Origin of the sequence: Bacillus sp. FJAT-28004, assembly GCF_001280845.1 — a bacterium.
Classification (GTDB): domain Bacteria; phylum Bacillota; class Bacilli; order Paenibacillales; family Paenibacillaceae; genus Pristimantibacillus.
The window spans coordinates 2,171,015-2,184,510 of sequence record NZ_LGHP01000001.1 but is presented as its reverse complement, the minus strand read 5'-3'; the positions used below and the strand labels follow the sequence as shown (position 1 = coordinate 2,184,510).

The 13,496-nt window shown below is 42.6% G+C and carries 12 protein-coding genes; 3 read left to right on the top strand and 9 right to left on the bottom strand.

Annotated features, from left to right (window positions below):
* Nucleotides 1-6 precede the first annotated feature (6 nt).
* Nucleotides 7-1,098, top strand: a complete 1,092-nt coding sequence (locus tag AC787_RS09230) for a Ger(x)C family spore germination protein (protein WP_161807525.1) — start codon at nucleotides 7-9, stop codon at nucleotides 1,096-1,098.
* Between the two features lie 36 nt (nucleotides 1,099-1,134).
* A complete protein-coding gene (locus tag AC787_RS09225) occupies nucleotides 1,135-2,256 on the top strand; it encodes a GerAB/ArcD/ProY family transporter (RefSeq protein ID WP_054024501.1) in 1,122 nt (373 codons plus the stop codon).
* Here AC787_RS09225 and AC787_RS09220 read toward each other — a convergent pair.
* From AC787_RS09220 to AC787_RS34065, 3 genes are all read right to left on the bottom strand, one after another.
* Nucleotides 2,222-2,686 (bottom strand): DUF421 domain-containing protein, encoded by a 465-nt coding sequence (locus AC787_RS09220; RefSeq protein WP_054024500.1) that lies wholly within the window; start codon nucleotides 2,684-2,686, stop codon nucleotides 2,222-2,224. The genes AC787_RS09225 and AC787_RS09220 overlap by 35 nt on opposite strands.
* Before the next feature lie 397 nt (nucleotides 2,687-3,083).
* A complete protein-coding gene (locus tag AC787_RS35330; protein WP_414730976.1) occupies nucleotides 3,084-3,299 on the bottom strand; it encodes a stalk domain-containing protein in 216 nt (71 codons plus the stop codon).
* 22 nt (nucleotides 3,300-3,321) lie between these two features.
* On the bottom strand, nucleotides 3,322-3,468 hold the full coding sequence (locus tag AC787_RS34065; RefSeq protein ID WP_161807524.1) for a hypothetical protein: 147 nt from the start codon (nucleotides 3,466-3,468) through the stop codon (nucleotides 3,322-3,324).
* Nucleotides 3,469-3,686: 218 nt separating this feature from the next.
* Between AC787_RS34065 and AC787_RS09215 the strand changes: the two genes are divergently transcribed.
* Nucleotides 3,687-5,177 (top strand): RtcB family protein, encoded by a 1,491-nt coding sequence (locus AC787_RS09215; RefSeq protein WP_235560936.1) that lies wholly within the window; start codon nucleotides 3,687-3,689, stop codon nucleotides 5,175-5,177.
* Nucleotides 5,178-5,280: 103 nt separating this feature from the next.
* On the opposite strand, the gene AC787_RS09210 is transcribed toward AC787_RS09215, so the two are convergent.
* Genes AC787_RS09210 through AC787_RS09185 form a run of 6 tightly spaced genes read right to left on the bottom strand, consistent with a single transcriptional unit; the run spans nucleotide 5,281 to nucleotide 13,433 of the window.
* Nucleotides 5,281-6,957 carry an S-layer homology domain-containing protein gene (locus AC787_RS09210; RefSeq protein WP_054024499.1) on the bottom strand — a complete coding sequence of 559 codons (1,677 nt, stop codon included), beginning with the start codon at nucleotides 6,955-6,957 and terminating at the stop codon, nucleotides 5,281-5,283.
* A 52-nt stretch (nucleotides 6,958-7,009) separates the two neighbouring features.
* Nucleotides 7,010-9,493: an Ig-like domain-containing protein gene (locus tag AC787_RS35195; RefSeq protein WP_161807523.1), complete on the bottom strand. Its 2,484-nt coding sequence runs from the start codon at nucleotides 9,491-9,493 to the stop codon at nucleotides 7,010-7,012.
* 50 nt (nucleotides 9,494-9,543) lie between these two features.
* Complete coding sequence (locus tag AC787_RS09200; protein ID WP_054024498.1) at nucleotides 9,544-9,885, bottom strand: DMT family transporter; 342 nt, start codon at nucleotides 9,883-9,885, stop codon at nucleotides 9,544-9,546.
* Nucleotides 9,875-10,660, bottom strand: coding sequence for an HAD family hydrolase (locus AC787_RS09195; protein WP_054024497.1), 786 nt, complete (start codon nucleotides 10,658-10,660; stop codon nucleotides 9,875-9,877). Before AC787_RS09195 ends, AC787_RS09200 begins: the two co-directional genes overlap by 11 nt.
* Nucleotides 10,661-10,692: 32 nt before the next feature.
* Nucleotides 10,693-12,393 (bottom strand): putative 2-aminoethylphosphonate ABC transporter permease subunit, encoded by a 1,701-nt coding sequence (locus AC787_RS09190; RefSeq protein ID WP_054024496.1) that lies wholly within the window; start codon nucleotides 12,391-12,393, stop codon nucleotides 10,693-10,695.
* A 14-nt stretch (nucleotides 12,394-12,407) separates the two neighbouring features.
* Complete coding sequence (locus AC787_RS09185) at nucleotides 12,408-13,433, bottom strand: ABC transporter ATP-binding protein (RefSeq protein WP_054024495.1); 1,026 nt, start codon at nucleotides 13,431-13,433, stop codon at nucleotides 12,408-12,410.
* Between the last annotated feature and the right edge of the window lie 63 nt (nucleotides 13,434-13,496).

Sequence of the window (13,496 nt, the reverse complement as noted above, 5' to 3'; positions counted from 1 at the left end):
GCGGGAATGATGGAGTTGAGAAGTGCGATTTTCTTGATTATCGTTCTAAGTACATTTATTACTGCGTGCGGCGATATAAACATTGTGAATAGTATTAAAATTGTCCAAACTATAGGTTACGATGCCGTCGAAAACGGAGTAACAAGCAGTGCTATTATTGCCAATTACGAAGAAAAAGGAAACTCGAAGTTAGAATTTATCGTGACGGAGTCTAAATCCTTTTACGACAGCTTGCCAAGGCTAAACACAAAACTTGACTTCCCGATTGAATATGGACAGCTGAGAATGGCGTTGTTCGGAGACAGGTTCGCGCGCAAAGGTATTAAAACAGCAATCGACAGCCTGATCCGCGATCCCAAAATATCCTCTAGAATGCACCTTGGCGTCGCGGATCGAGACGCTTTTGAAATATTGAACCTATCCGAAATTAAGGGTGATCCTTATTTTTTAGCCGATATGATAGAACAAAATATTATGCACGGAAACTTGCCGATGATGAACCTTCACGTAACGTTTTTTAATTTTTATGGCGAAGGAAGGGATGTCTTTCTGCCGTATTTCACAGTAGAACGCGAAGAAATTAAAATCGACGGTTTAGCTTTGTTTAAAGGCGATAAATTCAAAACCAAAATTGGCATAAGGGACGCCTTCGTACTGAAGATGCTGCTTGAAAATTCAAAGAATGGGAGCGTCATAGTTCCTGTGAGAGGACCGAATCAAAAACGAGATGATTATTTCTTAATAAAAAGTATCGATTCGAAATCAACATTTAAAGTGATTGGCACCGGATCTCCGGCCTCCGTCTCCATCCGCATGAAACTGAACGCGCAAGTGAAGGATATCCCTCAATGGATTGATCTTACATCGGAGTATCAGCTTGCATCGCTTGAGAAAAGCATGGAAGTCTATTTTGAAAAAGAAATTCAAAAGTTTATCTCGTTATGCAAAAGAAATGACGTGGATCCGCTAGGCTTGGGCGATCTAATAAGAAGCAGATCCCATGAATGGAATGCAAGAGAGTTTCAAGATCAATATGACGCATTAAAAACGACAGTAAACGTAGACGTTCGCATAGTCAGGACCGGCATCGGTGAGTGACGGCAGCAAGGCAATGCTTTGGGAGGGTAACACGGCGTGAAAAATGAAATCGGCGAAAATCACATGATATCTCCCTACTTAATCATTTTTCTTCTTTATGTCAGCATGGTGGGAGTCGGAGTGCTGACGTACCAAAGAAGATTAATGGAGCATGCAGGTTACAATGCATGGATTTCCGTTATTTTATCGGGGATTAGCATCCATATTCTCTTATGGATGATTTATAAAATCTTATCATCGACCAATGACTGTCATGATATAGTGACAATTAACAACAGGCTGTTCGGTAACATTATGGGTAACTTCATAAACTTTGCCGTTGTTCTATATTTTGTATTCGGGGCATTTGTTAAATTTAAAATTTATATTGAAATGGTTCAAGTTTGGATTTTCCCCAGCATGAGTTTTTTACCCGTCAGCATCGTTATTGTTCTGCTAATCTACTACACTGTGTCCGGCGGATTCCGTTCCGTTACGGGAATAGCCGTGTGGGCGACGGTTATTTCATTCACTTCCGTTATTCCGCAAGTTTTACTTTCCTTTCCGTTTTTGCGTCCGTTAAACCTATTGCCTCTGCTGAACCATTCGGTAACCGAAATTTTACTCTCTTCAAAAAGCATGGCATTTGAGTATTTGGGGTTCGAGACGCTTCTTATATTTTATCCGTTTATAAAAACACCGGAAAAGTCACAAAAATGGGCGCATATCATAATGATATTGGTTACATTATTGTATTTGATTATTTTAATCATGGCTTTTATGTTTTTCGCCGAAGATCAGCTGCGTCATTCCATATGGCCGACGTTGAATATGATTGGCATCTTTGAAGTACCGCTGCTCCAGAGACTCGAATATTTTGCGGTTTCAATTTGGTTTATAAAAGTTCTAGCCGGCACTTCCGTATATTTATGGGTGGTATGCCGCGGAATGAAAACCGCTTTTCGCATAAGACCGCGAATTAGCTTGATGGTTTCTCTAATCTCAATCACGGCTTTGAATTATTTCATTATGGACCACAGAACAATTGAACGGGTATCCGACATCTATTCAACCGTCGGCCTATATTTTATTTACGGCTATATCCCGTTTATATTTATATGCGTGCTGATACGAAAAAGGTGGATTAAGCGTCTCCAAAGCAGAAAGACGGTTTTTTGAACAATATCAACACAGTGACTAAGAAGTCCTTGGCTGCTCCCGTACCGCGTGCACCTGCAAAGTCAGCTTGCTGTCCACCATTGCTCAAAATCACGTTCCTCAAGGCGAGCGGCCGAATTTCCTTTTCCAGCCAAGCGCGGTCCTTGCCGGTCTCGCACAGAAGCGCATGTTCCATCTGGCCGTCGATAATGATCGGTTTGGTCAGATTGAAAGGCTGCGTGGACAGCTTCAGGTCCGTCGGCGTCACGGCCCGATAAGCCGTATTTACGAAGACGGAAAGCGTACCGCCTGGTTCCCATGCTGCAAAGGCAACCTTCGTGATATCCTCTACGTTCGATTTTCTCAGCTCTGCATACAAAAATTCAATTTGCAGCTTCGCTTTCGAGAGATTTCGGTAGTTAAACTTACCATCTGAATAAGGGTAAAACAAAATATAGTACCTGGTAACTCAAAAACTTTATAACTTCCCGTTACTTCAACGAACAAAGGCAGCCGATCCTGTGGCCGGCTGCCGTCACGTCGTGATGGAAATTCGTTACCCGTTAGCATAATAATGAAAGGGGTTTGTCTAAGATTCAGGATGAGAACCCAGCTAATTTTCTCATGTGAAGGCAGCTGGGTTTTTAAAGTTAGATGTGCAAAACAACGCTTAAAAACAACGAAAATTACCACTTAAAATGACACCGCTTGGCCTTCAGGTAAATCTTTCCCTGTATTATTACTAGCAGTTACTGTTAAATCAATTTGAGATATTTTATTTTCCACAGAGACGTTATATGAGATTTCTACTGACTGGAACGCATTTGGGTTTGCTGTTCTTGATATCCCTACAGGCCATCATCAGAAAGATACTGTAGTTTTCCTTGTTTTAACAACCGTTCGTCATTCAAAGTGATCACATTATTTTCATGATTAATTTTAAATGAGAAAGAATCAAAAAGAATACGAGCAGGCACAAGCAAGAAACCTTTTTCTACCACTGCTTTTGTGACCATCTCTACATTTTGACCATTAACCTTTGCTGTTTTGTTGCCTGCCTGAATTTCTACAACGTTCTCCCCTTCTTTAATCCTTCGGATAGGTATAAGCTACATAATAATCATTCATTTTCAAAATAACTGGAGTACTTTTTTTTGGCGCTGCATAACTGACGGATACTATAGAAACCATCATGACACCTGCAATGGACAGTTTCATTAATTTTCTCATCATTTACCAAACGCTCCTTTATTAGCATTTATCGGTTTAACGCATATCTCCCCCAATTTGTTGCACAAAAGTGTTTGTTAGATAATGCTTTTCAATTTTCAAAATGATATATTGAGAATATCAGCAAGGAAAGGATGATTAATCATGACATGCATCTCCATCGAATACATCCATATTACAAATATTAAATATCCACCCATAAACCAAAAGGATGGTCCTATTTGAAAGTTAAAATTAGCAATTATACTCCTGTCCGTTTTTTCATAAACGACAAAATCAAGCTTGAAAAAAATGCTTTAGCAGAACTTGATCAACTACTCACCGTAAATGAATCTGTGGAAACACTGAAGCAGCACACTAGCGGATATTTTTCAAACGAACATGCAAAAATGGAAGAAGTGGCGATCACTCCGGATTTTCACAAAGGAAGCGGAATTCCCATTGGAACGACTATCTTTACCAAAGGATTTGTCATCCCACAAGCTGTAGGCAATGACATTAACTGTGGCATGCGGTTATACACGACTTCGCTGAAAGAAGATGACATTCGGTCGAATCTTAAACAAATTGAATCTGATATTCGTCACATTTTCTTTGAAGGTGGGCGTAATATTCCGATGACAAGGGTGCAGCGCGAAGCTATCCTCAAAGAAGGATTAATGGGCATACTGGACTCTCAGAAATCGATGAAACGTGATGGTTTGTGGGAGTTTTATGATGCTGAGCAGCAAGCGGAGGACCTCTTAAAGGTGAACCGTTTAGGTTCGTTTATTACTGATAAAGTAGATGGTTTAGACAGCTATTTGGGCAGTAATGATTTGTCCTACGATAGTCAGATTGGATCTATCGGTGGCGGTAATCATTTTGTGGAAATACAGAAAGTAGTTAATATACGCAATCATGCTTTGGCAAACGAGTGGAATATCAAATCAGGCCAAATTGTCGTCATGATTCATACGGGCTCCGTGTCTATCGGACATCACGCAGGTTTAAATATCAAAGAAATGTTGAAAGAAATTTACCCTGCCTCTCTTAAACATCCAAGCAATGGTATCTACGTCCTGCCGCATTCTGAACAATATACCTCAGAGTGGAAGCGTTATTGGAACCTGCTTCATAACGCGGCAAACTTTGCTTTTGCGAATCGCTTGTTTTTGGGACTTATGCTGCAAAAATCTTTGGATAAAAGCATGAAGGATTTTGAATATAAATTGCTTTACGATGCGCCGCATAACTTCGTTTGGGAAGAAACCATTGATGGCAGTGAAGGCTTTATCCACCGCAAAGGTTCTTGCACAGCAAAGTCAGCGGAACAAATGATGAACACTCCTTTTCAATATACGGGTGAGCCGGTCTTTATTCCAGGTTCCATGGGAGCGAAAAGCTATATTCTCGCTGGACTTGGAAATCGGGAGAGTTTGTTCAGCGCCAGTCATGGGGCTGGCAGAAGCCTTTCTCGAGGAGATTCGGTAAAAGTTGATGATGCTTTGTTTCGTGACTTCATTTCCAAGTTTAATATTGTTACGCCAATTGACCCGAACCGAAATGACATTAAATCCAGACAAGATATTTTGAAAAAATGGGAAGAGGAATTAAAGAAAGAGGCTCCCTATGCCTACAAGGATATCAATGCCATAATCGAATCGCATGAAGAACACGGCATGGCGCAAGTCGTTGCCGAAGTAGAGCCTATCTTAACGATTAAAGGATAATCCCTTTTTTCATCAGTAAATAAAAAAAAAAATAATTTCAAGCGAAAACGTCATAAAAAAAGCATCTCCTAAATATCGGGAGATGCTTTTACTATCTTAAACGTCAATCATTGATCATTTTCGTAAAGGTAAGAAAACGTTCCAGTATCGTAACCGCTTCTGAACGTGTCACCGAATTTTTCGGAGCCAGTTTATCTTTGTCTACACCGACTAGCATGTTTTCTGACACGAGCAGCGCCATCGCTTCCTTCGCCCATACGCTAATATGGTCAGCATCTTTAAATCGGCTGTCCAAATCGACAGCTGTGGCTTGCGTGCCGGTATCCATGAGAGCCATGCTTCTAACAATCATAACGGCCATTTGCTCCCTTGAGACCTGAGCCTCGGGTTGGAAGTTTCCATTGGACATGCCATTAATGAGTCCAAGCTCGTTAGCCGTTTGTACAGCTCCTGTAAACCAGTCATTTGCATGTACATCTTGAAACACTGAAGTCTGTGAAGAGCCTTGTAAGCCCAGCGACCTTACAAGCATGGATATAAATTCAGCTCGTGTTACTTTTCCACTGGGATTGAAAACATTTTCACCGATGCCATTCACGATTTGCTTCGAAGCCAAATGCTCAATCGACCGTTGTGCCCAATGCCCTTTCGTATCTTTAAAGGTCGGGCTGGATGAAATGATGGTATAAATCTCATTATTGCGACTCTTAATCAACACTATAGTTCCACCATCAGCTGTGCTTTGAAAAATTGCAGGAACAAAACGTTTCTCATGTGTCAGCGGGTCGATAGCTACTACAGTCGAAGTTCTCGGGTCTATCTTAGAAGATATAGATATTTGCTTTTTGATATTGCTGTAGCCATTCTTCTCTAATTCCAATGACTTACCTCCAGCAACAACAGACACATTAAATGAAATCGGATCATTCAAGTTGCTAATCCCTTTTAACTTCATCTCGTTTCGATCCTTCTCTGAGAATAGGTTCGGCATTTTCTGCGTAGTCACTACGATCATCATGTCCGAAGCCTTGACGTTATGAGAAGATTCCAATTGGGTTAAAGAGATAGCTTTAATAGGAAGCTCTATACCAGCATTACTCGATTGAATAGAGACGATCGCATTCGGAACGATGTCCTGAGCTTCTTTCAACGCCTCAGCAGGAAGCTCAACCTTAGTCGTTCCATTACTAGAAACCGCAATGGAGACAATTAGATTCTTCGAAGCTTCATTAGAATGGTTGTGTAGCGCTTGAAAGGCTTTAGAGAGTGCTGTTTTATCTACCGATACTTTCGAGTAATCAACCCCGTTGTCATTTATCTCAGTCATGATCATTGCCGAGGATGAAATAGCTGTAGTGATCGATGTATTGGTCACATTAACCGGTGGTAAATTGGATTCGCTCGTTGGGGGCGTTACACTTGAATCGCCCTTATTCTTGACAGAGAACGATTTAATTGACACCATATCCGTTTTTCCTTGACCAGCGGCCACGGTATATTCACCTAGCATCGCATCAGCGGGTAAAGTGATGGTTTCCGCATAAGACCCTTGCGAGACTTTCACAACGTTGATATATAAGACTGTACCATCTGGTTTAACAATCTTCACCACGACTTCTTGATATGGCGAAGTTCCAGTAATCTTCACCGTATCGCCAGCGTATTTCACCGAAGCATCCAGAACCAGTGCTGGCAGAGCTTCTGCTCCCGCCATTACTGGAACAGAGGTAAACAACAAAGCGGTCAGAAGTATAGAAATGAAGTATTTATTTCTTTCCAAGGGAATCTCCTCTTTCTTCACTATACTAGGCTGCAGAGCCTGCTTCGTTTATTTATTTAAGCGTTACCGGCTCTGCAAGCACCGTTCCCATGTTAGTTAAATCAGCGCTGAAATCAGAAAGTATCAATACATTTACATGATAGCCGTCCTTGCGATTGGCATTGAACTTCACGTTAAATGTACCACCCGAATCAGGAATTTGGGCTTGATAGGATGCGATACTGATCGGAGTATCACCCTTCATCAGTTGAAAGACGACAACGGCCGTATTCAGATCGGCAATCGGCTTAAGCGTAACTGTGGCATCGACCAGAGCTGTGTTCGTCGCAAGAGCTGCACGCTCAACAATAAATGGATACTTAGCAGTTGGTGGTTCAACAATTGTGATCCTGCTTACTGCCTTAAAGTTTCCGTCAGCCGTAGTCACGGTAATGTCCACAATACCCGCTTTAATCGCATGGACGATGGTTCTACCATCCACCACCTCTACTCTGGCAATAGTATCATCGCTAGTTGACCAAGTAACATTCTTATTTGTTGCTTGCTCGGGCATCACGTTTGCGACTAGCTCTGCCGTCTCTCCCTTATTCAGAGTAAGCTGCTGCTTGTCTAATTGAACCCCGGTTACGTCTATTTGCTGCGGTGTTGACACGATTTCGAATGTAACTCGACCGAGTTCAATATTGTCGTTATCCGTCTTATATTCTGCTTCTCCCACATAAACCGCATCGTACTTGCCTGGCGCAAGATTCAAGCCGGCAAATGTCATCGTTCCATCGGGCTGTTTGACGCTATTCGTTTTTTGTTTCGCTATAGCCTGCACGTTCAGACCTAGCTTAGTTCCAGTAGGATAAATACCGATCCAATCTTCTCTAACCGAGCTCGTATAAGCAACCTGAACCGGATCTGCCGGAACATACGATTCCTTAACCATCTTGACGGTAGGATTGCTAATGGTCAGGTCCGGATCGATAGCTGGATCAACAACCGGTATTTGAGCCGATAGGTTTACCTCGAACTGTGCATTCGTGATCCAACTATCATTTTGGAAATCCCTTCCCTTTACCAGAACTTTATCGTCATACACTTCCACAAAATATCCTTGGCTGCCCTCTTTGCTTGTATCATCATCTGTCCACAGATAGGATGTCGCAGCAGCGTTAAACATCGTTGCATACTTGGCATTATACATGGTATCCTTCGAACCTAGCTCCCAGTGCGTATGTCCACTGAACAAAATGGACTGTGGATGCTTTGCCAAAATCGTTTTTAATTCCTTATCCTGTCTCACACCATACCAATAAAACTTCTTATTAAAGCCATCATTCGCGCCCGCCACTGTATTCTTCAACGGCTGATGATGAAAAATAAAGACAGGCTTGTTTTTCGCTTCATCCTCAGACAGCTTCTCGTCGAGCCACTTTAGCTGCGTATCCGAAAGGTACGAGTAATCCTTTAAGCCTTTTTCCGTCCCGAGAAAAATAAAATGATATCCTTTTATCCAAGTATCATAGTAATTGGACTTCATGTTCGTATACTTAGAAAAATAATCAGAATACTTGCTCCAATCGCCCCAACGCACATCATGGTTTCCTTGAACAAAGAACGGTTCGGGAAGATCTTTTTTATACAGATTAAAAATCCGGCTTAGCTCTAGATATTCCGCTTCTTTTCCGTTATCCGTATTATCCCCGACTGCCATGAGGCCGTCGCTATCCGGATTCAAGGCAATGATATCTTTTAGCGCATCTTCAATGTTTTTGTTATGCGTATGATTCTTGTTGCTGGTTATGTGCATATCCGTAATGACTTCGAAGCTGGCATTCGGCTTTTCAGCCACCAAACCTGGAATGGCTGTCGTCACATTCGCTGTTGTTTCACCAGCAGCAGAATTCGAATAAGCCAGCAGCCTCGTGGCACCACTTGGAATGACTGTATCAGCTGGAAAAGTATAAATAGCATAAGTAGATCCTGTCACTGTAGGGGGCAGAGCCGCAATAGCTGGTACGCTGGGCAGCTTGCCTACGTCATTTCCCCAATACAGCATATAATTCGTGACATTGGATTGATCACTTGGGCTCTTTATTTTCACATCACCTGCGAGTTGTGCAGCATCCGAATCCGTATCCACAAAGGAAATTTCTGTGGGAGGATTTAACGTAATAATGGAAAAAGGCACTCGCTCAAAAAGATTATATCCATCATTCTCCATATACAAAGCTTCGTAATCACCTGGTTTAAGTACATTAGTGAACGTTAACGATCCATTAGGCTGTGCTGATGCATATTTATAGGCCAAGGATGGATTACTGCCCCCTTGAACAGCCCCTTTTTTGTAAAGTCCTATCCAATCCTTCTTCGTTGCTCCCGTGTAAGATAATGTAATGGGTTGTCCATATACAAACACTGGTTTATCCATCGTGACCTTCTGAGCGGCAGCATGTACAACTTTAGCAGGTACAGCTTGCATCATCGATATAAGCAAGATGGTGAAACATAGTACCATGGACATCGATTTATAAGTGTTCTTTTTCATTAACGACACCTCGATTAGAATGGGATTATTAAGTTAAATCTGCATAAGTTTTATTGAACTTTGGTGCTTAATTTCAAACCTACGACTCCAATCACGATGAGTGACATCCAGAGTAATTGAACCATATTGAACGATTCTTTGAACAAAATAAAACCTACCAGAGATATTAGAATGATACCTGCTCCGGACCAAATCGCATAGGCAATACCGACCCCAATATAGACAAGCGCAAAGTTAAGGAAGGTAAAGCTAATCCCATATAATACAAACATCAATACGGAGGGCCAAAACCTTGTAAAACCTTCAGAAAGTTTCAAAAACGTTGTACCAGACAATTCAAATATGATGGCAAGCAGGAGCAATATCCATCCCCATCCACTTTCATCCTTCACTCGGTGAAGCCTCCAATTGAATATGCGAGTACGAGGAAACAATCACGCTCGCGTCTTTCAACAAACGAAAGCTGGCACTTGCTGATTCTGCATTTGTATTCACTAATCCAATGGTCATCGCAACCCCTGCTGCATTGCCCATCTGCATATCACCGTTGGTATCGCCGATGACAGCCACCTCATTTGGTGTCAATCCCATCTGATGGCAAGCTCTCTCCACCATATCCGGAAAGGGCTTCCCTCTCTCAACCTGATCATTACCAATAATAGCTTTGAAGTAGGAGCCTATTCCCATCCAATCTATATGTTTTATTGCTTCTGACGTATTATCTGCTGTTACAATACCAAGCAACAACCCCTCGGCTTGACACTCCTTTAAAAAATCGATCATTCCTTGTATTGGGTATGCTGGTCGAACGAGCTCCAATTCCTCGTCGGCAAGCTGTTTGCTCTCCCTCGCAATCCGCATCGATTCCCCCCAAGTGAGCCCTAAACGATAGCCCTGCAAGGCCAAGATCGCCAGCAGGTCATCAATCGATCCCATCGCTAACGGACCGTTGCGGTTGTAGTCGGTAATGTGGCCCCTAGAATCGTGAACCGTTCCCCATAGATCTGAAAGGGGAGCAATCTTACCCGGGATCCGACTTGAATATTTATGATAAATCGATTCGCTCCAGCTTCCCCAAAGGCTTATAAAATCGAGCAATGTACCGTCTTTGTCGAACAAAATCCCTTTCACTGGATAACGCATCTTGTTAGCTATCAAATCTGCCATGACCATCTCTCCTATATTAATTTGAAGGTAAACTAAACATCTTTCCTGATCAGTAACGCTTCCGTCCTTCTCCTTATTTTGCGAGTGAACCACATAACTCCCGATCGAACAAACATATTCGTCAGTATGATTAAGGTGGACAATGCTGCAGCGCGAGCAATATCTCCCGAATCTTCCATATTAACAATTGCAACGGCTGCTGGCTTCATATCTGGCGCATACAAGAATATAATCGCCGACACAGTAACCATACTGTTAATGAAAAAGTAAATGAAAATCTCTATGATTGTCAGCATAGAGAGCGGCACAGTAACGCGCAGCAGCGTCCGGTACCATGGCACATTCATCGATTCCGATGCAGCTTCGAACTCGCTATCAAGCTTCTTCAATGACGAGGTCATAGTCAGGAAGGAAACCGAGTAGAAATGTACGATGTTGCACAGGATGACAATCCAAATCGTACCGTAAATGCCATTCAAAGGCTGATTCGGATTGTTAAAGAAGAATACATAAATTAGACCCAGCACCAATCCAGGCAGTGCAAGCGGGAGCATAGATAGGAAATATGCTGCATTTCGCAAAACCAAATTGCCACGCGACTTTTCAATTAGATAAGAGAATATAAAGGTGATCACTGTACCGATTAACGCTGTGCCTAACGCGATGATTAAACTGTTAGTAAACGGTCCGCCGACTTCGAAAAATCCTTTATAGTTATTAAAAGAGATTGACAGGTTGTAAGGCCATACTTTTACCAAAGATCCGTAAATAGCAATGAGAATGATGCCCACAATAATGGTCGACACGGTAGAGCACAGCACATAGAACAAGGTATCTCGCAGCTTATTCTTTTCGACTTGATAAGGCGTTGATTTGGCGTTTAGCCAGCCGCTTTGCTTGCGCTGTGATATACGATCAAACACGAACGAAATAACAGCCGGTATGAGCAGCAATACTCCAACGGCAGCGCCCATCTGCATATTTTGTTGGCCAATGACCTGTTTGTACAAATCAGTTGCAAGGACATTATATTGTCCACCTACAACCTTAGGTGCTCCAAAATCCGTAAATGTAAGAACAAAGCAAACGAAGATTGCGCTAATTAACGCATACTTAGATCCGGGGACGGTTACTGTCCAAAATGTACGCCATTTGGAAGAGCCAAGTGTCTCCGCGGCTTCATACAGCCGATAATCGGCGCTCGCAAGTGCAACCGATAACATCAGAAACGCTTGTGGAAACGTATATAACACTTCCGACAAAACAATGCCGAGTGGTCCGTAGATCTGAATGCGGAATTCAGGCAGTAACCCGAAAAAACCAGTTGAAATCAGCCCCTGATTGCCAAACAGATAGATTAGGGCTAATCCATGCAGCATGGAAGGTGCAAAAAGAGGCAGAAGCGCAACGGATCGAAAAAACCATTTCCCACGAATTCCGCTTCTCTCAAGCGCATAAGCAAACCCAAAACCAAGCGTTACTGAAATGACCGTAGTCATCAATGAAACCTTGATCGAATTCCATAACGAAGTAACTAAAGCAGGTGTTGAGAAATACTTAATGAAGTGATCCAGCCCGATGAAATCCCCGTCTTGATTGGTTATAGCTTTCAATATCAGTTCCCCAAGCGGTAGAAGGATTGCGAATATTAATGTGATTGTCATGACGGAAATCATGATATTCTGACTCCAACCGTTAGCACCCGTCCGTAATCGTTTAAACCAAAAGTCCATCTTTTTTCGTCTCCTTAAACAACCGCAAGGTTTGTCGTCGCGTCAAATCGAATCAAATGCTCAGGAGGCAAGCTGAACCTGATTTTCTGATGAAGTCTAGCATTGAATGACGACATTACCTGCGTAGGTACATCGATCGTTACGAACTGCATGAGCGGGTTATCCTGATGACCAAGTAATTCAACAACAAGACGGTAATGAGCCCCACGATATTCGAGCTCTCGCACGACACCAAGCCTGCCTCCCTCACGTACTAGCTGAACATGCTCCGGGCGGATCGCTAGCGCTACACTATCAAGCCTTTCCATGTCCGTCTTTATAAAGCTGACGGCTCCAATAAAATCAGCAACAAATGGAGAACTCGGTCGTTCATATATTTCTCTTGGAGTGCCCACCTGGATGATACGCGACTGGTTCATTACTACAATGCGGTCAGCCATCGTTAGCGCTTCCTCTTGATCGTGTGTGACCATAATCGTTGTCATCCCGAATTTCTGATGCAGACGCAATATTTCTCGCCTTAATTTAACGCGCACCTTAGCATCCAGTGCTGATAACGGTTCATCGAGCAGCAGACAATCTGGTGAGAATGCTAAAGCCCTAGCAAGAGCAACACGCTGTTGCTGGCCTCCAGATAGTTGAACCGGAAGTTTGTCCCTGTGCTGATCAAGTTCTACTAATCCAAGCAGCTCATCCACACGATCGACGATTTGAGCTTTAGTCATACGGTTGCGGAGCCCATAAGCGATGTTCTCGCTAACCGACAAATTTGGAAACAATGCATACGACTGAAACATCATGCCGAAGTTGCGTTTCCCAGCTGGCAGCATAGTAATATCTACTCCAGCTAAAGTTAATTGTCCCTTGTCTGCCTTTTCGAGTCCCGACAAAATACGAAGCAGCGTTGTTTTTCCGCAGCCGCTTGGTCCGAGTAGACATATAAACTCATGTTTGTTAATGTCCAAATGAATATCCTGCAGCGCCGTTTGCTTTCCGTATTTCTTATCCAGATTAGATAGCGATAAATAACCAGCCTTCATCATTCATACCCCTTTGTTAATTGAAATCGGTCTACTGTAAAGTGAGGGATGACTCCTCTCATC

Bases quoted from the DNA above. Each gene is read 5' to 3' on its own strand.
- AC787_RS09230 (WP_161807525.1), top strand. From the start codon at position 7: ATGATGGAGTTGAGAAGTGCGATTTTCTTGATTATCGTTCTAAGTACA.
- AC787_RS34065 (WP_161807524.1), bottom strand. From the start codon at position 3,468: ATGATGAGAAAATTAATGAAACTGTCCATTGCAGGTGTCATGATGGTT.
- AC787_RS35195 (WP_161807523.1), bottom strand. From the start codon at position 9,493: ATGAAAAAGAACACTTATAAATCGATGTCCATGGTACTATGTTTCACC.
- AC787_RS09195 (WP_054024497.1), bottom strand. From the start codon at position 10,660: ATGGCAGATTTGATAGCTAACAAGATGCGTTATCCAGTGAAAGGGATT.
- AC787_RS09190 (WP_054024496.1), bottom strand. From the start codon at position 12,393: ATGGACTTTTGGTTTAAACGATTACGGACGGGTGCTAACGGTTGGAGT.
- AC787_RS09185 (WP_054024495.1), bottom strand. From the start codon at position 13,433: ATGAAGGCTGGTTATTTATCGCTATCTAATCTGGATAAGAAATACGGA.